This is a genomic window from Streptomyces sp. Alt3, assembly GCF_030719215.1.
GTDB lineage: Bacteria > Actinomycetota > Actinomycetes > Streptomycetales > Streptomycetaceae > Streptomyces > Streptomyces glycanivorans.
In genome coordinates, this window is the sequence record NZ_CP120983.1 from 1,052,177 (window position 1) to 1,071,659 (window position 19,483).

At 71.7% G+C, this 19,483-nt stretch carries 15 protein-coding genes; 7 read left to right on the plus strand and 8 right to left on the minus strand.

Features of this window, described 5'->3' with window-relative positions:
- Positions 1 to 118: 118 nt before the first annotated feature.
- From P8A20_RS04720 to P8A20_RS04740, 5 genes are all read right to left on the minus strand, one after another.
- Positions 119 to 1,063 (minus strand): S66 peptidase family protein, encoded by a 945-nt coding sequence (locus P8A20_RS04720; RefSeq protein ID WP_147960235.1) that lies wholly within the window; start codon positions 1,061 to 1,063, stop codon positions 119 to 121.
- On the minus strand, positions 1,060 to 3,060 hold the full coding sequence (locus P8A20_RS04725) for a S9 family peptidase (RefSeq protein WP_306102927.1): 2,001 nt from the start codon (positions 3,058 to 3,060) through the stop codon (positions 1,060 to 1,062). The genes P8A20_RS04720 and P8A20_RS04725 overlap by 4 nt, the downstream gene beginning before the upstream one ends.
- A gap of 55 nt (positions 3,061 to 3,115) precedes the next feature.
- Positions 3,116 to 4,459: a M20/M25/M40 family metallo-hydrolase gene (locus P8A20_RS04730; protein WP_147960233.1), complete on the minus strand. Its 1,344-nt coding sequence runs from the start codon at positions 4,457 to 4,459 to the stop codon at positions 3,116 to 3,118.
- Positions 4,452 to 5,285 (minus strand): M55 family metallopeptidase, encoded by an 834-nt coding sequence (locus P8A20_RS04735; protein ID WP_306102928.1) that lies wholly within the window; start codon positions 5,283 to 5,285, stop codon positions 4,452 to 4,454. The genes P8A20_RS04730 and P8A20_RS04735 overlap by 8 nt, the downstream gene beginning before the upstream one ends.
- A gap of 177 nt (positions 5,286 to 5,462) precedes the next feature.
- Complete coding sequence (locus P8A20_RS04740) at positions 5,463 to 6,464, minus strand: aldo/keto reductase (RefSeq protein ID WP_306102929.1); 1,002 nt, start codon at positions 6,462 to 6,464, stop codon at positions 5,463 to 5,465.
- A gap of 124 nt (positions 6,465 to 6,588) precedes the next feature.
- On the opposite strand from P8A20_RS04740, the gene P8A20_RS04745 reads away from it, so the two are divergent.
- Positions 6,589 to 7,482: a LysR family transcriptional regulator gene (locus P8A20_RS04745; RefSeq protein ID WP_306102930.1), complete on the plus strand. Its 894-nt coding sequence runs from the start codon at positions 6,589 to 6,591 to the stop codon at positions 7,480 to 7,482.
- Positions 7,483 to 7,499: 17 nt separating this feature from the next.
- Here the strand turns inward: P8A20_RS04745 and P8A20_RS04750 are convergent, their stop codons facing one another.
- On the minus strand, positions 7,500 to 8,504 hold the full coding sequence (locus P8A20_RS04750; protein WP_306102931.1) for a chitinase: 1,005 nt from the start codon (positions 8,502 to 8,504) through the stop codon (positions 7,500 to 7,502).
- A 293-nt stretch (positions 8,505 to 8,797) separates the two neighbouring features.
- Here P8A20_RS04750 and P8A20_RS04755 point away from each other — a divergent pair, with 293 nt between their 5' ends.
- From P8A20_RS04755 to P8A20_RS04765, 3 genes are read left to right on the plus strand one after another with little or no spacing between them, the layout of a single operon-like run.
- The gene (locus P8A20_RS04755) at positions 8,798 to 9,292 is read left to right on the plus strand and encodes a hypothetical protein (protein WP_306102932.1); all 495 of its coding nucleotides are present in this window, start codon (positions 8,798 to 8,800) and stop codon (positions 9,290 to 9,292) included.
- Complete coding sequence (locus P8A20_RS04760) at positions 9,292 to 11,544, plus strand: bifunctional polysaccharide deacetylase/glycosyltransferase family 2 protein (protein ID WP_147960227.1); 2,253 nt, start codon at positions 9,292 to 9,294, stop codon at positions 11,542 to 11,544. Before P8A20_RS04755 ends, P8A20_RS04760 begins: the two co-directional genes overlap by 1 nt.
- Complete coding sequence (locus P8A20_RS04765; RefSeq protein ID WP_306102933.1) at positions 11,544 to 12,617, plus strand: acyltransferase family protein; 1,074 nt, start codon at positions 11,544 to 11,546, stop codon at positions 12,615 to 12,617. The genes P8A20_RS04760 and P8A20_RS04765 overlap by 1 nt, the downstream gene beginning before the upstream one ends.
- Positions 12,618 to 12,673: 56 nt before the next feature.
- Here P8A20_RS04765 and P8A20_RS04770 read toward each other — a convergent pair whose 3' ends face one another.
- Both P8A20_RS04770 and P8A20_RS04775 read right to left on the minus strand, forming a co-directional pair.
- Positions 12,674 to 15,130 carry an MFS transporter gene (locus P8A20_RS04770; RefSeq protein WP_147960225.1) on the minus strand — a complete coding sequence of 819 codons (2,457 nt, stop codon included), beginning with the start codon at positions 15,128 to 15,130 and terminating at the stop codon, positions 12,674 to 12,676.
- 200 nt (positions 15,131 to 15,330) lie between these two features.
- Entirely contained in the window at positions 15,331 to 15,774 is a 444-nt protein-coding gene (locus P8A20_RS04775) for an SRPBCC family protein (protein WP_014153029.1), read from the minus strand.
- 147 nt (positions 15,775 to 15,921) lie between these two features.
- Here P8A20_RS04775 and P8A20_RS04780 point away from each other — a divergent pair, with 147 nt between their 5' ends.
- The 3 genes from P8A20_RS04780 to P8A20_RS04790 all read left to right on the plus strand — a co-directional run bounded on the left by P8A20_RS04780 (position 15,922) and on the right by P8A20_RS04790 (position 19,384).
- Positions 15,922 to 16,965, plus strand: a complete 1,044-nt coding sequence (locus P8A20_RS04780) for an Rv2578c family radical SAM protein (protein ID WP_147960224.1) — start codon at positions 15,922 to 15,924, stop codon at positions 16,963 to 16,965.
- A 127-nt stretch (positions 16,966 to 17,092) separates the two neighbouring features.
- Positions 17,093 to 18,694, plus strand: coding sequence for an alpha/beta hydrolase (locus P8A20_RS04785; RefSeq protein ID WP_306102934.1), 1,602 nt, complete (start codon positions 17,093 to 17,095; stop codon positions 18,692 to 18,694).
- Positions 18,695 to 18,796: 102 nt separating this feature from the next.
- On the plus strand, positions 18,797 to 19,384 hold the full coding sequence (locus tag P8A20_RS04790) for a GNAT family N-acetyltransferase (protein WP_306102935.1): 588 nt from the start codon (positions 18,797 to 18,799) through the stop codon (positions 19,382 to 19,384).
- Positions 19,385 to 19,483 lie beyond the last annotated feature (99 nt).

Here is a 19,483-nt window from a genome sequence, read left to right on the forward strand (position 1 = left end):
TTACCGACCGGTAAGTACCGGGCCCGGCCCATGCTGTGACACAGCTCATACCTCTGTCAACGTACGGGGGCCGAGTTTCCCGGGGAGATCCACCCCCGGGGCCGCGGCCCCCGTCGCGTCAGACCAGCGCCGGTACCTGCGAGGTGAGGGTGCACCGGCTGCCGTCGGCGGGTGCGTCCAGCACCGCCGGCACACCGAGCGGGACGGTCAGCGCCGTGGGGCCGTGCCCGAAGCCCAACTCCTCGACCACGGGGATCCCGAGACCGCCGAGCCGGTCGAGGAGCACGGCCCTGATCCCCTCGTACGGCCCGCAGGCCTCCCACGAGCCGCACACCACACCGGATATCCCGTCCAGGGCTCCGATGCGCAACAGCCGGGTGAGGATGCCGTCGAGCCGGTACGGCTCCTCCCCGGTGTCCTCGATCACCAGCAGCCCGCCCCGGGCGGAGGTACGGGCGCCCGGAGTTCCGGCGTCGGCGGCGAGCAGGCTCACACAGCCGCCGAAGGTGATCCCCCGCGCCGTGCCGGGGACCAGCGCAGCGGCCGCGTCCAGGCCGAGGGTGCGCGTCGACTCGGGCTCGAACAGGGTCGAGCGCAGGGCCTCCCGGGTGGGCTCGTCCTTCAGGAAGACGTCGGTGGCGACCATCGGACCGTGCAGCGTGGAGAACCCGGCCCGCAGGGCGAATGCCTCGTGCAGCACGGTGATGTCGCTGTAGCCGACGAACACCTTGGGCCCGGCCGCCCGGATCGCCGACCAGTCCAGGAGATCGACCATACGGTGCGCGCCGTACCCTCCCCGGGCGCAGAGGACGGCGTCCACGCCCGGATCGCACCAGGCTTCCTGGAGGTCGCGGGCGCGGTCCTCGTCCGTGCCGGCGAGATGGCCGAGCCGCGGGTGCGTGTCGAGCACGTGAGGGGCCGCACAGGGGTCGAGGTCCCACCCCCGGAGGAGGTCCAGGCCGCGCTCCAGCCGCTCGGCGGGCACGGGGCCGCTGGGGGCGACGACCGCGACCCTGGCGCCCGGCCGCAATCGGGCCGGGCGGACGAGGGGCTCCAGGGTCACTTCCTCAGCTCCAGCCGGGGTACGTCGGGACGCTCGATGCCGAACGTCTGTACATACAGCGAGAGTTCGGCCTCAAGGGCCCGTCTCACGGTGTCCGCCCGGCGGAACCCGTGCCCCTCCCCCTCGAAGCTGATGTAGGCGTGCGGGATGCCCCGCCCCTCGATCGCGGTGAGGAAGCGCTCGCACTGGACGGGCGGGCAGATCGGGTCGTCGAGTCCCTGGAGCAGCAGGAACGGCGCGGTGATCCTGTCGGTGTGGTTGACGGGTGAGCGCTCCCGGTAGCGCTCGGGCACCTCGGCGTACGGGCCGACGAGCGATTCCAGGTACTGCGACTCGAAGTCGTGCGTCTCACCGGTCGCCCAGCCCTCCAGGTCGAGGATCGGGTAGCTGATCGCCCCGCAGGCGTACACGTCGGTCCGGGTGAGGGAAGCCGCGGTGGTCCAGCCCCCGGCGCTTCCGCCCCGGATCGCCAGCCGGGCCCGGTCGGCCGAACCCTCCTCGGCCAGGCCCAGCGCGACGGCCGCGCAGTCCTCCACGTCGACGACGCCCCACTCCTCGCGGAGCCGTTCGCGGTAGGCGCGGCCGTAGCCGGTCGAACCGCCGTAGTCGACCTCGGCCACACCGATTCCCCGGGAGGTGAAGTAGGCGATCTCCAGGTCGAGCACGAGCGGGGTGCGGCCGGTGGGACCGCCGTGCGCCCAGATGACGTAGGGCGGCAGTTCGCCCTCGGGGCCCGTGCGGTCGGGGTGACGCGGGGGGTACACGTGGGCGTGGATCTCCCGGCCGCCCGGTCCGGTGAAGGTGCGGATCACCGGTTCGGGGTGGTAGGCGGGGTCGACGGCGTCCTCGTGGGGCGCGCCGATGGTCCGGGTGTGCCCGGTGGCGGTGTCCAGCTCCACCACCTCGTACGAGGTGTGGGGGCTCGCGGCGATTCCGATGACCCTGGTGTCCTGCACGGCGAGCGTCTCGGCCCAGGCGGTCCAGGGGCCGACGGCGTCGACGAGTTCACCGGTCTCGGGGTCGAGCACACCGAGCGCCGTGGTGCCCCGGCCGTGGATGACCGCGACGAGCCCGTTGTCCAGGAGCTGGAACCAGCGCAGCCCGATTCTCCACAACGGCCCGCCGAACTCCTCGTTCCTGACTGCGCAGAGCCGGCTGGTGGGGACGACCGCGTCGGCGACGGCGTCCGGCCTGATCCGCTGGAGCTCCCACCAGCCTCCGACGTCCGAGACGAAGAGCAGCGAGCCGTCGCGGTCCCACTCCACCTGGACGACGGACTCGTCGACGTCGCCGACCAGCGGCCGGACCCCGGTGAAGGTGCCGTCGGCGGTGACGTCGGCCATCTTCACGACGGTGCCGTCCCACGGCATCTGCGGGTGGTCCCACGCGATCCAGGCGACCCTGCTGCCGTCGTGCGACAGCCGGGGGCCGGTGACGAACCGGTTCCGGTCGTCGGTGAGTTCGCGTACGGCCCCGCGATCGGCGGCGGCCGAACCGTCCAGTGGCACGGCGGCGATCACCCGCCGCACATCGGTGGGCGACTCCCCCGTGAACTCCTCCAGCACGCACCACACTTCACCGTGTGCGAGCTGCAACTGCGGATCCACCCAGCGCAGTCCGCCGCCGATGTCCGACACGGGGGTGAGCGGCCACGGCTCGTCGGGCCCGTCCGGCGCGTAGGCGTAGAGCCGCTGGTCGGGGAAGTGCACGAAGACGACCAGCGGTCCGCCTTCTTGGCGCGGGGCACCGGCCCACGGCATTCCGCCGTACTCGATGACGCGGCTGCGCGGGTTCCACGGTGCAGGGAGCACGGACCCGGTGGCGCCGTCGGCGCGGCGGCGCACGAGGGCGCGTCGGCCGCCTTCGGCCGGGCGCGGTTCCGTCCACCACACCTCGTCGCCGACTGTGCCGACGAATTCCGGCTTGCCGTCCTGCGCCGCGGTCAGCGCCGCGTCGATCGGTGACGGCCACGTGCCGTACGCCTCTGTGGACACCATGATCGGTTCCCCCCTCTTGGGTCGGTCGGTGCGGTTCGGTGAGCGCCTCGCGTCCTCAGGCGGTGCGCAGGAACTGGTCCAGGACCCGGACGCCGAAGTGGAGTGCGTCGACGGGGACACGCTCGTCGACACCGTGGAACAGCGCCTGGTAGTCGAAGCCGACGGGCAGCTTCAGCGGGGAGTAGCCGTAGCCGGTGATACCGAGGCGGGAGAACTGCTTGGCGTCGGTGCCGCCCGACATGCAGTAGGGGACGACGTGGGCGTCCGGGTCGAACATCTCGATGGCCGTGCGCATCTTCGCGAACGTCGGCGAGTCGACCGGGGCTTCGAGGGCCACCTCCCGGTGCTGGAACTCCCAGTCGACGCCGGGGCCGGTGAGACGGTCGAGGGTCTCGCGGAACTCGTCCTCGCCACCGGGCACCATGCGCCCGTCGATCTGGGCGGAGGCGCGGCCCGGGATCACGTTGACCTTGTAACCGGCTTCCAGCATCGTCGGATTGGTGCTGTTGCGCACGGTCGGCTCGATCAGGGCGGCGGCCGGGCCGAGCTTGCCGAGGAGCTCGTCCACGTCGAATCCGGGAGCGTCGGGATCCACGCGGATGTGGTGCAGCGCGGCGATCTCGACGATCGCGGCCCGTACCGTCGGGGTGAGCCGCACAGGCCACTCGTGGTCCCCTATGCGGGCGACGGCGGCGGCCAGCCTGCTGACTGCGTTGGCCCTGTTGACCTTGGATCCGTGTCCGGCCTTGCCCTCCGCGGTCAGCTTCAGCCATCCCGTGCCGCGTTCACCCGCTGCGACCGGGTAGAGCGCCATCCCGGGGCCGGCGTGGAAGGTGAAGGCCCCGGACTCGCTGATGCCCTCCGTGCAGCCGTCGAAGAGTCCGGCGTGCCGGTCGGCGAGGAAACCGGCCCCGTCGTGCGCGCTGGCCTCCTCGTCGGCCGTGTAGGCGATGACGATGTCGCGGCGCGGGCGAACGCCCGCGCGCGCCCAGGCCCTGACCACGGCGAGGACCATCGCGTCCATGTTCTTCATGTCGATGGCCCCGCGCCCCCACACGACGCCGTCGCGCACCTCGCCGGAGAAGGGGTGCACGGACCAGTCGGCCTCCATCGCGGGCACCACGTCGAGGTGGCCGTGCACGAGGAGCGCGTCGGCCGACGGGTCGGTGCCCCGGATCCGGGCGACGACGTTCGTGCGTCCCGGTGTGCGCTCCAGGAGAGCGGGCTCCAGCCCTGTGTCGGCCAGCCGCTCCGCGACGTACTCGGCGGCCGGGCGCTCGCGGCAGCTGCCGTCGCCGCGGTTGGTCGTGTCGATCCGGATCAGTTCGGAGGTGAACGTCACCGACTCGTCGAGCGCACGCTCGTCGACCGGTCCGGTGGGGTGGTCCGCCTCAGCCATACTGCTCCTCCACAGCGGCCGACACGATCGTCGTCACCGCCTTGAACGTGCGAATACCTTCGTACATCGTCCCGCTGGTGTAGGCGACGCGCCGCTCGCCGCTCGACGCCACGCCGGGGACCACGGTCGCGGCGGCCGCCAGATGCTCCGCGTCGAACTCGAGCTCGACCGTCCAGGACCCGCCGGTCACGGGCGCGTGGCGGACGGCCAGCGCGGCCGCGTCGGCGGCGGCGGCCCTGATGTCGGCGGCGGTACGGGCCGGTGTGCGGCACACGGCGGCGTACCGCGAGACGTGGTCCTTCACCGCGACCGTGCGCGCCCCGGGTGCGTAGCCGCGGGCGTCCACACAGGTCAGGTCGTCGCCGGTGACGAGGACGACGGGGACGCCGTACTCGGCCGCGACATGGGCGTTGAGCAGGCCCTCACTGGCGCGGACCCCGTTCAGCCAGACCCCGGTGATGGAGTTGGCGAGGTAGGTGTGGGCGAGGACGCCCTCCGTGCCGGCGCCCGTGTGGTAGCCGACGAACGCGATGCCGTCGACATCACCGTGCTGGATGCCCTCGACCATGGAGAGGGACTTGTGCCGGCCGGTGAGCATCTGGACGCGGTCGTCGAGCCGCTCCAGGAGCAGGTTGCGCATGCTCCAGTGGGCCTCGTTGACGACCACCTCGTCGGCGCCGCCGTCGAAGAAGCCGAGTGCCGCCGCGTTCACGTCGGAGGTGAAGAGCGCACGGCAGCGCTCCCACTGCGGGGTGCCGGGCAGCACGTCGCCCGGCCAGGTCACTCCGGTGGCGCCCTCCATGTCGGCGCTGACGAGGATCTTCACGGTGCGCGGTCCTGTCGCTGGTCGGCCGTTCCTCCGCCCGTCACGGGAAGAGGATCTTCGTGCCGGATCACGGTACGCGCCGGGGCACCGCCGGGCCAGGGCCTCGGTGATCTGTCACTGGTCCAGTCCGGTGAAGCCGTCCGCCGCCCGGGTGCCGGGCGGCGGACGGCTCCGGGATCAGACGCGGCCGGTGCCCTTGACGAGCTCCTCGATCCGGGCGAGCTCTTCGTCGCCGAACTCCAGTCCGCGGACCGCCTCGACACTGTTCTCCAGCTGGGCGACGCTGCTCGCGCCGACGACGGCGGAGGTGACCCGGCCGCCGCGCAGCACCCAGGCGAGCGCCATCTGGGCGAGGGACTGTCCGCGTTCCCGCGCCAGTTCGTTCAGCGCGCCCAGCCGGGTCACGAGGTCCGGGGTGACGGCCTCGGCCGACAGGAACGGGCTGCTCCCCGCCGCCCTGGAACCCTCCGGGACACCGTTCAGGTAGCGGTCGGAGAGGATTCCCTGTTCCAGCGGGGAGTACGCGATGGAGCCGGTGCCGAGCTCGTCGAGCGCGTCCAGCAGTCCGTCCTCGACCCAGCGGTCCAGCATGGAGTAGCGCGGCTGGTGGATGAGAAGGGGCGTACCCAGCTCGTTCAGGATGCGGGCGGCCTCGCGGGTCTGTTCGGCCGAGTAGTTGGAGACGCCCGCGTAGAGCGCCTTGCCCTGGCGCACCGCGGTGTCGAGGGCACCCATCGTCTCCTCGAGCGGGGTGTCCGGGTCGAAGCGGTGGGAGTAGAAGATGTCGACGTAGTCGAGGCCGAGCCGGTTCAGGCTCTGGTCCAGGGAGGAGCGCAGGTTCTTGCGGGATCCCCACTCCCCGTACGGGCCGTCCCACATGTGGTAGCCCGCCTTCGTCGAGATGACGATCTCGTCCCGGAGGCCGGCGAAGTCCGTCTTCAGGGCGCGGCCCATGGCGGTCTCGGCGGAGCCGGGCGGCGGGCCGTAGTTGTTGGCGAGGTCGAAGTGGGTGATGCCGAGGTCGAAGGCCCGGCGCAGGATCGCGCCCTGGCTCTCGGGGGTCCGGTCGCCTCCGAAGTTGTGCCAGAGCCCGAGGGACAGCGCGGGCAGCAGCAGACCGCTGCGTCCGGTGCGCCGGTAGGGCATGGCGTCGTAGCGGTCGGCGGACGGAAGGTACATACGAGCACTCCACGGGGCACGGTCCAGCGCGCCAGGTCCGGTGCGCGTCCTCAAGACTGGCGGAGAAAGATCCAGCGGTCCAACAGGAGATTGCGCTGGGATTCATCGGCTAAATTGCTCAATCATGGAATTGCGTCAGCTGGAGCACTTCGTCGCGGTCGCCGAGGAGCAGCACTTCACCAGGGCGGCCGAACGTCTGGCGGTGTCCCAGTCGGGGCTGTCCGCGTCGGTGCGGGCGCTGGAACACGAGCTGAGGACGCCGCTGTTCAGCCGTACCACCCGCTCGGTAAGGCTCACCGAGGCCGGGCAGGCCCTGCTGACCGAGGCCGAGCGCACCCTGGCGGGTGCCAGGGCGGCGCGGGACGCGGTCGACGCCGTCCGGGGTCTGCTGCGCGGCACCCTGACGCTCGGGGTGGAGCAGTGCGTGGCCGGGGTGAGCACGGCGCGGCTGCTCGCGGCCTTCCACCGGGAGCATCCGCACATGGAGATCAGGCTGCGGCAGGAGGGCACGTCCAGCCTGCTGGACGGGGTGGCGGGCGGCCGGCTGGACCTCGCGTTCGCGGCGACCGTCAGCCCGCCGGAGTGGCGGGGCGATCTCGTACCGCTGGCACGTGAGCGCATGGTCGTCCTGTGCTCCCCCGGCCACCGGTTCGCGGAGGAGGGGGCACGGGTGGCGTGGGACGACCTGCGCGGCGAGTCGTTCATCGACTTCCACCCGGACTGGGGGCCCCGCCGCGCGGCGGACGAGGCGTTCACCGCGGCGGGGGTCCGGCGCACGGTGGCCCTCGAGGTCAGCGACGTGCACAGCCTGCTGGAACTGGTGCACGAGGGCCTCGGGATCGCGGTGGTACCGCACCACTTCTCCCGCAAGCAGGAAGCGGGCGGCCTGGTCGCGGTCGACGTCGCCGGGGCACACCGGCCGGTCTACGAGAGTGTCGTCGTGCTCCCGCCGTCCCGGGCGATGAGTCCCGGGGCGAAGGCTCTGATGACCCTGGTCCGGGAGGCCCCGCTGCGCTGAACCGGGCCGCCGACGTCTCAGCCGCTCAGCGCCTCGGCGAACGCGCCCGCCTCCTGGTCGACCCCGCTGCAGGTGTCCGAGGCGGTCTCCGTGTCCTCGTCCGAGGCGCACTTCTGGTCGCGGAAGGCCGCCCACAGGGAGAGGGCGCCGACTCCCTGTCGGGTGGCGAAGGAGCGCAGGGACGCCGCGTCGTCGAGGGTGAAGGTCTCGCCCTCGACGTCGTTGACCCCGATCATCACGGTGATGTGCAGCGCCTTCCACGCCGCCTCCTGCGACAGTCCGAGGATGTCCACGAGCTGGTCGTGGGCGGCGCGCGCGGCACTCTCGGCGTAGTCGCCCATGTCCCCGTCGTGGGAGGTGCTGTAGTTCATCGCCATGATGTTCACCGCGGAGACCTCGACCCCCTGGTCCAACGCGTCCTCCAGGACTGCGGTGCCGGTGTCCTCCAGCCCGTCGGGCATGACGGGCAGGGTGTAGGTGACGTCGAGGTCGCGCTCGTCCTGGAGCAGGGCGAGGGCCTCGTTGCGGCGGGTGACGGAGGCGGTGTCGGTGAGCGCGTCGCCCTCGATGTCGAAGTCCGCCTTCGTGGCGCCGACGGCGTCCAGCACCTGCGCGTAGGCGTCGGCCAGTTCCCGGGCGCTGTCGCAGGTCAGTGCCGCCTCGGTGCCCGCGGCGCCGCCGAAGGAGACCCGGATGTCCGCCCCGGTCCCGGTGAGCGCCTCGACGCGGGCCGCGACCGCCTCACTGGTGATCGCCGTGGTGCCGCCCCAGAGAGGGGTGCAGCCGTCGGCCTCGGAGGTGACGAAGGCCAGGTTGTACGTGTCGGGGGCACCCGCGCCGTCGGTGTCGGCGGCGGTCGTGGCGCTCACGTACGGCGTGTAGTCGGTGCGGGTGGCCGCCGGCGGTGGCGGCTGGGACCCTTTCGCCTGATCGGCGACACCGCCCGTCGAGCAGGCCGAGCAGGCGAGGCCGAGCGCGATCAGCCCGGCGAGGGCCGAGGAAACCCGTGTGCGCCTTTGCATGACGTATGTGCACCTGCTCCCGGAAGGTGTCCCGGAACGGCAGCCGGTGCTGCCGGGACACCTCGAACCTCTCACACCACGGGTCTCGGCGAGGACACAGCGAACTCATGGGAAAGGGCCTCGGCCGGTCATCCGAATCCCTCAACTCCCCTGCGGACAAGGGTTCGAGGGGTACGGGGTGGCTTCACCGCGTCCGCCGCACTCTCAGCCGGCCGACAGGTTCGGGCCCTTTTCACAGCGGACGGCCAGAAAAGCTCCAGAGTTCGCACAACAAGCTTCGCCACCATGCGCACATGCAATCCGACCCCGTCATCGAGAAAGACCCGGCGCCGCGCGGCCGACGCCGGGCACACGCCGGCCCGGCCCGCACGGCCGAGCGTCGCCGCACGGCCGGACAGCCCCAGGAGGGGCCCGTCTTCGTGGACAGCTCCGGGCGCCGGGCCAAGCTGCTGCGCCGCGCCGGCGTGCTGCTGGGCACCGTGTGTGTCGGCTACGCCGCCGTGCTGGGGCTCGCCTTCATGGGCGGCATCTCCCTGACCCCCTCCCAGTTGCTCCCGTTCGACGGCGGACCGGCCGCGGAAGCCGGACCGGGCGGCAGGATGCAGCCCGGATACGGCATGCCGCCGGGCGGCAGCGCACCCCCGAGCGGCGCACCCGCACCGCCGGCCTCCGACGGGGCGACCCCGTCCGGCCGGGCGACGGCCTCGGCTTCGGCATCGGCCTCGGCTTCGGCATCGGCATCGGCTTCGGCTTCGGCTTCGGCTTCGGCTTCGGGCGGGGCGAACTGATGGCCGCTTCGCGCCGCCGCCACGCCACTCCGGGCAGGATCGGCCGCGTCGGGCGCCCGGCCGTTCCCCGGCCCCGCGTGATCATGGCCCTGGTGCTGCTGCTGGGGCTCGTCTGCACGATGCTGCTGGACGGATACCTCCGCGCGGAGGTCGGCAACGACCAGCGGGTGCGCTCGAACGCCTCGGCGGACACGGTGCCCGACGAGGTGCTTGAGGGCGGGCCCATCCTGAGCTTCCCCGGCGGCACCGCCCGCAGCCAGTCCGTACCGGACAAGACGATCGTGCTGACCTTCGACGACGGCCCCGATCCCGAATGGAGCGGGAAGGTGCTGGACATCCTGGACGAGAACGACGTGCCGGGCACCTTCTTCCTCGTCGGCTCCATGATCTCGCGCTACCCGGACGTCGTCCGCCGGATGGTCGACGAGGGCAACGAGGTGGGGGTCCACACCTTCACCCATGTCGACCTCTCGTACCAGAGCGAGGCCCGCGTCAAGCGGGAGATCGCCCAGACACAGCTCGCGCTGGCGGGCGCGACGGGCATCACTACGACTCTGTTCCGCGCCCCGTACTCCTCGAAGACCGATGCGATCGACGACTACAGCTGGCCCGTCTACCAGCGCCTCGGCGCGATGGGCTACACCAGCGTGTTCATCGACACCGACAGCGAGGACTGGCAGCTGCCGGGCGTTTCCAAGATCGTCAAGTGGGCGACTCCGGAGGAGGGCGAGGGCGCCTCGGTCCTGTTCCACGACGCGGGCGGCGACCGCTCCGAAACACTGGCCGCGCTGCCGAAGTACATCAAGAAGATGAAGGCGAAGGGGTACACCTTCACCACCGTCAGCGGGGCGCAGCAGCAGGACGCGGCAACCGCCGGCGAGACCGGTGGGGACGCGAACGGCGCCGCACAGCCGGGCGGCCCCGCCCAGGCGGGCTCGGCGCAGGGCAACGCCGAGCAGTCCGCCCACCGCACGGCGGACACCGCCAGCATCTGGGAGGGCCGCGCCCTGCTCGCCGCCGTCGCCGTGGCGGAGTGGAGCGTGCCGGGACTGGCCGCCGTGCTCGCCGTCGTCGGCTTCGCGGTCCTGGGCCGCTTCGGCATGATGCTCCTGCTCGCCCGGCGCCACCACCGGCAGCGGAACAGGCGCAGATTCACCTGGGGTCCCGAGGTGACCGGGCCGGTCAGTGTGATCGTCCCCGCGTACAACGAGAAGGAGTGCATCGCCAATACCCTCAACTCCCTCGCCGCGAGCACCCATCCCATCGAGATCGTGGTCGTCGACGACGGCTCGACGGACGGCACGGCGGAGATCGCCGAAGCGCTCGGCCTGCCCAATGTGCGGGTGGTCCGGCAGGAGAACGCCGGCAAGCCCGCGGCGCTCAACAACGGCGTGCGGCACGCACGGTACGACATCGTCGTGATGATGGACGGGGACACCGTCTTCGAGCCGGACGCCGTGCACCAGCTCGTCCAGCCGTTCGCCGACCCCGGGATCGGTGCCGTCGCGGGCAACGCGAAGGTCGGCAACCGGTCCACGATGATCGGCGCCTGGCAGCACATCGAGTACGTGATCGGGTTCAACCTGGACCGCCGGATGTACGACCTGCTGCGCTGCATGCCGACCATTCCGGGCGCCATCGGGGCCTTCCGCCGCCAAGCGGTCCAGGAGGCCGGCGGGATGAGCGAGGACACCCTCGCCGAGGACACCGACATCACCATCGCGCTCCACCGTGCGGGCTGGCGCGTCGTCTACGCCGAGCACGCACGCGCCTGGACCGAGGCACCGGCCTCCCTGGGGCAGTTGTGGCGTCAGCGCTACCGCTGGAGCTACGGCACCATGCAGGCGTTGTGGAAGCACCGCCGGTCCGTCACCGACCGCGGGCCCTCCGGACGCTTCGGGCGGGTCGGCATGCCGCTCGTCGTCCTCTTCCAGATCGTCACGCCCGTCTTCGCGCCGCTCATCGACGTCTTCACCGTCTACGCGATGATCTTCGTGGACTTCCGTGCCTCGCTGCTCGCCTGGCTGGCCGTCCTGGCGGTTCAGCTGTTCTGCGCGGCGTACGCCTTCCGCCTCGACCGGGAGAAGTACCGCTATCTGCTGATGCTGCCCCTCCAGCAGCTCGCCTACCGGCAGTTGATGTACCTCGTGCTGATCCACTCCTGCGTGACGGCGGCGACCGGCGGCAGGCTGCGCTGGCAGAAGCTGAAACGCACCGGCGAGGTGGGCACTCCCCGGGCCGGGGCGTCGTAGTGGCGGGGACGCACCGCAGGACGGCGGCCTCGCCCTCCCCCGCGACGGCGACGGCCACGGGCCGCGACCGGTCCTTCGACGTGCTGCGGGCCGTGGCGCTCGTCCGGGTGGTGACCTACCACACCTTCGAGTGGCCGTGGCTGGGATACGTCTTCCCTTCCATGGGCGTGATGTTCGCGCTCGCCGGATCGCTCATGGCCCGCTCGCTGGAGCGGCCGGCTCCCGCCGTGCTCCGCAGCAGACTCCGGAGGCTGCTGATCCCGGTGTGGCTGTTCGGTCTCGTGCTCGGGGTGGCGATGCTGCTGCACGGCTGGACACCGGGGCCGGACGTCCTGCTCTGGGTCCTGCCGGTCGGCGACCCGCCCGGCAACGCGTGGGGGGAACAGGCCTGGGCGGTGCTCTGGTATCTGCGCGCATACCTGTGGTTCGTACTGCTCTCCCCTGTCCTGCTGCGTCTCTTCAGGCTGGCGCCGCTCCCCGTGCTCGCCCTGTCGCTGGTGCCCTTCGTGGTGCTGGAGACGGTGTCGGGCGTCCCGGACGGGCGACTGGGCGGCGCGCTCAGCGACGCGTCGGTGTTCCTCTTCTGCTGGCTGCTGGGCTTCGCGCACCGCGACGGTGTGCTCGACCGGCTGCGCGTCCCCGGCGCCCTGGCCGTCGCGGCGCCACTGATGGCCGCGGGGGCCTGGTGGGCCGCCGGGCATCCGGCGGACGGTTCGTTCGACCTGGACGACATCCCGCTCGCCCAGGCGCTGTGGTCGGCGGGCTTCGTCCTGCTCCTGTTGCGTTTCCGGCCCCGCTTCGACGGGCTCGCGCGTCGTCCGGTGGCCGACCGGATCGTCACGGTGTTCAACGCCCGCGCGGTGACGGTCTATCTCTGGCACGAGGTGGCGCTGATGGCCACGGTGCCGCTGATCGATCTGATGTGGGAGGTGCCCGCACTGGAGCAGCACCTGCCGCTGGACAGCCTGTGGGTGCAGTTCGGCATCGCGTGGGTGCTGATCGCGGTCGCGGTGGTGTCCTTCGGCTGGGTCGAGGACGTCGCGGCGAAACGAAGGCCCCGTCTGCTGCCGTGAGATGCCGGAGGGGGTGTGCGGCCGCGGCCGCACACCCCCTCCCGCACGCCGGGCCCTCAGTCCTCGTGTCCCAGCTGGAGGTCGCGTTCGGTCCGCCCGCCCCCGGGGAGCTGGAGCACGGTGGCGACCGGCGGATAGCCGGCGGCGATCACGGTGTACTCACCGGTCGACAGGTCCACGAACCGGAACGCCCCGTCGGAGCCGGTGGTGAGGGTGTCGACCACGTTGCCCGCCGCGTCGAGCAGCGTGACCCTGGCGTCCTCGACGGCGCGTCCGCCGGGGGCGCGTACGATCCCGCGCAGCACGGCGCCGCCGGCCAGCTCGATGTCCTGCCTGGTCTCCCGGGCGGCCTGCACACTGACCGGGAGGGCCGCGGGGCGGAAGGCCGGGGCGCTGGCGGCCAGGGTGTACTCACCGGCCACCAGCTCGCTGATGACGTAGGCGCCTTCGCGCCCGGTACGGGTGGTCGCGACGACTTCGCCCCGTACGTCGGTGAGCGTGACGGCCGCGTCGCGGACGGGCGCGCCGTCGGGGGTGAGGACCGCTCCGGCGAGCCGCCCTGCCCCGCCCAGGACCACGTCCAGCTCCACCGGCCGCTCGCCGACCGTGACGCTGACGGCCTGCGGCTGGTGCCCGCCCGCGGCGGCGATCAGCACGTACGAACCGGCGCCGGGCGCGCTCAGCGCGTAACGCCCGTCGGCGCCGCTCGCCCCGCGCCCGACCTGCCGTCCCTGGCCGTCGATGAGCGTGAGCGCGGCCCGGCCGACCTCCGTGCCGTCGGGATGCTGGACGGATCCGCGCACCGGGGTCCCTGAGAGGGGGCCGGGCTGCGGCGGACCGGGGTCGGTGCGGGCCAGGGGGATCGTGGACTGCTCCGCGGCCGGGTCGGGAGCCGTCTGCGGGGTGTGGTGGGACACCAGCGATTTCTCCTTGAGGAAGAAGGCGAGGAAGAGGCCGAGCAGAAGCACCGGCACCAGGTAGAGGAAGATCCGCGGCATCGCGTCGGCGTACGCCTGGATGTAGGCGTCGCGCAGGGCGGGCTCCATGGTGTGGACCAGCTGCGGGGTGATCGACTCCGGGTCGGGCAGATCAGCACCTGTGGGGAGCCGTACCGCGAGCGCGTCCGCGAGCCGCCCGGCGAACAGGGTGCCGAAGATGGCGGCGCCGACGCTGCCGCCGATCTGCCGGAAGTAGTTGTGGGCGCTGGTGGCGGTGCCGAGGTCGGACGGGCGCACGGAGTTCTGCACAGCCAGGACCAGGATCGACATGACGAGGCCGATACCGATGCCGAGGACCGCCTGCCAGAGGCCGTACTCCAGCGCCGAGGTCCCCGTGTCGAGGAGAGAGAGCAGCCACATCCCGACTGCGGACACCGCTCCGCCCACGAGCGGATAGACGCGGTAGCGGCCGGTGCGCGAGACCAGTTGTCCGGAGACGACGGAGGCGATGACGATGCCGCCCATCATGGGCAGCATCAGCAGCCCCGATTCGGTGGCGGACACACCCTCGACCATCTGGAGGTAGGTCGGCAGGTAACTGGCGGCTCCGAACAGCGCGACCCCCACGACCGCGCCCACCAGGGAGGTGACGTTGAAGACCGAGTCGCGGAACAGCCGCAGCGGGATGACGGGTTCGGCGGCGCGGTGCTCGACGAGGAGGAACAGCAGGGTCGTTCCGGCAGCTCCGGCGGCGAGTCCCAAAATGGTCCGCGAGCCCCAGGCGTACTCCGTGCCGCCCCAGCTGGTGAGCAGCACCAGGCACGTCGACGCGGCTGCCAGCAGCAGGGCCCCCAGCACGTCGAGGCGGGGGCGGACCGCGGGCTTGGGCAGTTTCAGCACGACCGCGATGACGGCGAGGGTCACGACACCGAACGGCACGTTGATGTAGAAGCACCAGCGCCAGGAGGCGTGGTCGGTGAAGAATCCGCCGAGGAGCGGCCCGGCGACGGAGGCGAGGCCGAAGACCGCCCCGATGAGGCCCATGTAGCGGCCTCGCTCCCTGGCCGGGACGATGTCGGCGATGATCGCCTGGACGCCGATCATCAGCCCGCCGCCGCCGATGCCCTGGACGGCCCGGAAGGCGATGAGCTCGTCCATGGAGCGCGACCAGCCCGCGAGGGCGGAGCCGATGACGAAGACGACGATCGCGAACTGGAAGACGCTCTTGCGGCCGAAGAGGTCGCCGAGCTTTCCGTAGATCGGCAGGCCGATCGTGGAGGCCAGCAGATAGGCGGTGACCGCCCAGGACATCCGGTCCAGGCCGTGCAGCTCACCGACGATCTTCGGCAGGGCGGTGGCGACGATCATCTGGTCGAGCGCCGCGAGCAGCAGGGTGAGCATCAGCCCGAGGAAGACCAGCCGGACCCTGCGGGGGCTGATCCCGTCAGGCGGTGCGGGCGGCCCGGCGGCGGACGGGGGTGCGGGCGGCTCGGCCTCCACCACGGTGCCGGGCGTCCCCCGGCCGTACTCCGTGCCTCCCGGCTCGTCCTTCACCAGAGTGATCCCACCCACCACGTGACGCTCCCCTCGTCGCACCTGCGCCGCCCATTTCTCGCATCAGGCGGCAAGGCGGGGCAAACGCGACCGGGCGCGCGCACGGCGCGCCCGGAGGGCTTATGCGCCGGTGGGAGGCTCTGCGGCACGCAACCGGCCGCCCCGGAAAACCACTCGTTCCGGTGAGGCCGGCCGCGACGCCAACAGCAGGGGGAGCAGGGTTACTTCTCGACCTCGGCGGCGAGGTTCCGGAGCAGTTCGTCGTAGATCCGGCCGAGGCCCTTGGGCGCGAAGGTCTTCTCGAAGAAGCCTCCGATGCCACCGGCGCCGTTCCACACGGTGGAGACGACGGCCTTGGACTTCCCCTCGCCGGCCGGGGTGACGGTCCAGGTGGTGACCATCGAGGAGTTGCGGTCCTTCTCGATCAGCTGCCCGTCGGTGGGCTCGGTGACCTCGAGCAGGCAGTCACGGACCCGCTTGCTGGTGGCCTGGAGCTTCCAGTGGACGAGGGTTCCCTCACCGTCTCCGCCCTCGCGGACCTCGTACTCGCTGAAGTGCCCGGTCAGCACCTTGCCCCGGACCTCCTTGTAGTCGGCCAGCGCATCGAACACCGTCTCTGCGTCCGCCGCGATGATTCGCTCTGTCGTGGCCTCGACCTGCGCCATGCCTGCTCCTCCAGCACTCGTTGTTCGGGGTCGTGCTGAGCCAACCACCTCGGGTGGGGCCCCTCAAAATCGGGTCCCCCACTCCACCGCACACGATCAAGGGAACACATGTTCTATTCTCTGCGGAGTGCTACCGAGGAGGCGTTCATGCGCTGGGACAATCTTGCAGAGAACACCACAAAAGAAGGCAGTGGTGCGCTCTTCGCCGCGGACGCGGTGACGACGCGTACCTTCGACACCCCCGAATTCAGGGGGATCACCTTCCACGAGATCCGGGCCCGCTCGATCGTGAACCGGGTGCCCGGGGCCTCCCGCATGCCGTTCGAGTGGACCGTGAACCCGTACCGGGGCTGCACCCACGCCTGCGTGTACTGCTTCGCCCGCAGGACCCACAGCTATCTGGACCTGGACACGGGGCTCGGTTTCGACTCCCAGATCGTCGTCAAGGTCAACGCCGCCGAACTGCTGAGCCGCCACCTGGCCTCCCGCACCTGGCAGGGCCAGCACATCGCGATGGGCACCAACGTCGACTGCTACCAGCGGGCGGAGGGCCGCTACCGGCTGATGCCCGGCATCCTCGCGGCCCTGCGCGACCACGCGAACCCGTTCTCCGTCCTGACCAAGGGCACGCTGATCCTGCGCGACCTCGACCTGCTGCGGCAGGCCGCCGAGGTCACCGAGGTCGGTGTCTCCGTCTCCGTCGGGTTCACCGACCAGGAGCTGTGGCGCACGGTCGAACCGGGCACCCCCTCCCCCGAACGCCGGCTGGACGTCGTCCGCGCCCTGACGGACAGCGGAATCGGCTGCGGGGTGCTGATGGCGCCCGTCATCCCCTTCCTCGGCGACCACCCCGATCAGCTGCGCGACACGGTCCGCGCGGTCGCCGCCGCCGGGGCGACCTCCGTCACCCCGCTCGTCCTGCATCTGCGGCCGGGCGCCCGCGAGTGGTTCATGCAGTGGCTCGGCCGCTGCCATCCGCACCTGGTGGAGCGGTACGAGCAGATGTACGCGGACGGGGCGTACGCACCGACCTGGTACCAGCGCGACATCACCCGCCGGGTCCACGAACTGGCGGCGGAATTCGGCATCGGCCCCGCCGACCGCGGTGGCGCCCGCAGCATCACCCGCGAGACCCCGGCGCCGGCCCTGGACGGCCCCGCGACCGGACCCACCCAGCTGTCACTGCTCTGACCGCACGGGACCTCCTCACCGAACGGGTCAACTCTCGGCGACATGTGTCCTTCCTCCGGCGGATCCGGGAAGCATGCGGCCGGGGCTGTGCCACCCACAGCCGCAATCTCCGGCCCCGGGAGGCCCTATGACGAAACGTGCAGGAATTCTGGTCGCCGTCGGTGCCACGGTCGCGGGTCTGGTGACCGCCGCGCCGTCCACCGCGTCCGCACCGTCCACCACGTCGGCCGAGGCGGGTACGGCGGCGCCGGGCGGCGCCGCGCCGCTGAAATGGACCGGCTGCGGGACGAAGTCGTATCCGACACTGCAGTGCTCGACCGTGCGTGCACCGCTCGACCATGACAACCCGTCAGGCAGGCCGGTCACCCTCGCCCTCTCCCGTATCCCGCACACGGCGAAGACCTTTCAGGGCCCGCTGCTGGTCAACCCAGGCGGCCCCGGCGGCAGCGGGCTCTCCATGGCGGGCTTCGTGGCGTCCGCGCTGCCCGCGAAGCTGGCGGCGCAGTACGACGTGATCGGGTTCGACCCGCGCGGGGTCGGGAAGAGCACCCCCGCGTTGAACTGCTTGCCGAAGTACTTCGACCCCGTGCGCCCCGGCTCCGTACCGGACTCCTACGAGGCAGAGAGGACGGCGCGCAACCGCGCGGCGTCCTTCGCCGCCGCGTGCGGCGAGAAGCACGGCGACCTGCTGCCGTACATGGACACCGTCAGCGCCGCGAAGGACCTCGACGTCATCCGCCGGGCCCTCGGCGCCCGGCAGGTCAACTACTTCGGCTACTCCTACGGCACCTATCTGGGCGCGGTCTACGCCAAGCTGTTCCCCGAGCGGGTCCGCCGCCTGGTGCTGGACTCGGTGGTCGACCCGGACGGCGTCTGGTACGAGGACAACCTCGCCCAGGACCACGCGTTCGACGCCCGCCACAAGGCCTTCACCGCATGGGTGGCGAGGAACGACGCGACCTACGGGCTCGGCAAGGACCCCGCCAGGGTCGAGGCCGCCTGGTACGGGATGCGCGACGCGGTGAGGAAGCACCCCGCGGCCGGCAAGGTCGGGCCGGGCGAGCTCGAGGACACCTTCATGCCGGGCGGCTACTACGACGGTTACTGGCCGCGCCTCGCCGAGGCGTTCGCGGCGTACGTGAACGACAAGGACCAGGACGCGCTCGCCACGGCGTACGAGGACTTCGCCGCCGTCGACAAGGCCGGCGAGAACGGGTACTCCGTCTACACGGCCGTGCAGTGCCGGGACGCGGGCTGGCCCCGGACCTGGAGCACCTGGCGCAACGACACCTGGCAGGCGCACCGCAAGTCACCCTTCATGACCTGGAACAACACCTGGTACAACGCCCCGTGCGCCACCTGGCCGGTGGAGCCGCTGGAGCCCGTACGGGTCAGCAACGACGAGATCCCGCCCGCGCTGATCTTCCAGGCCACCGACGACGCGGCCACCCCGTACGAGGGCGGCGTCACCATGAGCCGCAGGCTCAAGGGCTCCGGCTTCGTCGTCGAGCAGGGCGGCGGCAACCACGGCATCACGCTGAGCGGCAACGGGTGCCTGGACAAGCACCTGGTGGCCTACCTCACCGAAGGCACCCTCCCGTCAGGCGGCGGCAGCGGCGCGGACGCGGTCTGCGCCGCCCAGCCGGAACCGAAGGCCGCCCCGGCGGCGAAGGCGGGCACGAACACGAAGGGAAGCGTGCTGCACGGCCTGCTCGGCTTCCGCGGCTGATCCGCGGGTGGCCGCGGGCGGGGCCGCGGCTGGTCCGCAGCCGATCCGCAGCCGATCCGCAGCCGAGAAATACCGGGCCCCGCGCCGGGGGCGTACGCCAGGATGGTCCGGGTGATCACACGGACCATTCCCGGGTATGCCCCCGGCGTGCGCATACGCGACATGACTCTCGCCGACTGCGCCGCCGTGGCGAAGATCCGGGTGCACGGCTGGCAGTGCGCGTACGCGGGTCTGATCCCGCAGGCCTACCTGGACGCGATGGACGTCGGCCGGGACGCCGAGCGCCGGCGCGCGTACCTGACGGCGGACGGCGGTCCGGTGAACCTGGTGGCCGAGGCCCCGGACTCCGCGGTGACGGGTTGGGCCTGTTACGGCCCGCGCCGGGACGAGGACGCCCGGCCCGGGAGCGCGGAGCTGTACGCGATCTATGTGGACCCCGACCGCATCGCCACCGGGATCGGTGGCGCGCTCCTGGCCGAGGTGACCACCCGGGCACGGGCGGACGGATTCGGCGGGATGGCGCTCTGGGTCCTGAAGGAGAACGCGCGGGCCCGGCGCTTCTACGAGCGGGCGGGATTCCGGCCGGACGGAGCGGAGGAGACCTTCGAGGCGGGTGGCACCCTGGTGCCGGAGGTCCGGTACGTCCGCCCCCTCAGCCCGCCGACGCCTTCACCTGGCATCCACCCGTGACGCACCATTGGCAACCCGTCGCCCACAGCGAACCATTCGGAGCGGGGATCCGGCGTACGAAGGTCAGCCCCGAGGTCCGCGACCAGACGTGACCGCCCC

What these genes read in the sequence shown, in the direction of transcription:
- P8A20_RS04725 (WP_306102927.1), bottom strand. Translation starts at nt 3,060, where the DNA reads ATGGTGTCCACAGAGGCGTACGGCACGTGGCCGTCACCGATCGACGCG.
- P8A20_RS04785 (WP_306102934.1), top strand. Translation starts at nt 17,093, where the DNA reads ATGACGAAACGTGCAGGAATTCTGGTCGCCGTCGGTGCCACGGTCGCG.
- P8A20_RS04780 (WP_147960224.1), top strand. Translation starts at nt 15,922, where the DNA reads ATGCGCTGGGACAATCTTGCAGAGAACACCACAAAAGAAGGCAGTGGT.
- P8A20_RS04745 (WP_306102930.1), top strand. Translation starts at nt 6,589, where the DNA reads ATGGAATTGCGTCAGCTGGAGCACTTCGTCGCGGTCGCCGAGGAGCAG.
- P8A20_RS04790 (WP_306102935.1), top strand. Translation starts at nt 18,797, where the DNA reads ATGGTCCGGGTGATCACACGGACCATTCCCGGGTATGCCCCCGGCGTG.
- P8A20_RS04775 (WP_014153029.1), bottom strand. Translation starts at nt 15,774, where the DNA reads ATGGCGCAGGTCGAGGCCACGACAGAGCGAATCATCGCGGCGGACGCA.
- P8A20_RS04740 (WP_306102929.1), bottom strand. Translation starts at nt 6,464, where the DNA reads ATGTACCTTCCGTCCGCCGACCGCTACGACGCCATGCCCTACCGGCGC.
- P8A20_RS04760 (WP_147960227.1), top strand. Translation starts at nt 9,292, where the DNA reads ATGGCCGCTTCGCGCCGCCGCCACGCCACTCCGGGCAGGATCGGCCGC.
- P8A20_RS04730 (WP_147960233.1), bottom strand. Translation starts at nt 4,459, where the DNA reads ATGGCTGAGGCGGACCACCCCACCGGACCGGTCGACGAGCGTGCGCTC.
- P8A20_RS04755 (WP_306102932.1), top strand. Translation starts at nt 8,798, where the DNA reads ATGCAATCCGACCCCGTCATCGAGAAAGACCCGGCGCCGCGCGGCCGA.
- P8A20_RS04750 (WP_306102931.1), bottom strand. Translation starts at nt 8,504, where the DNA reads ATGCAAAGGCGCACACGGGTTTCCTCGGCCCTCGCCGGGCTGATCGCG.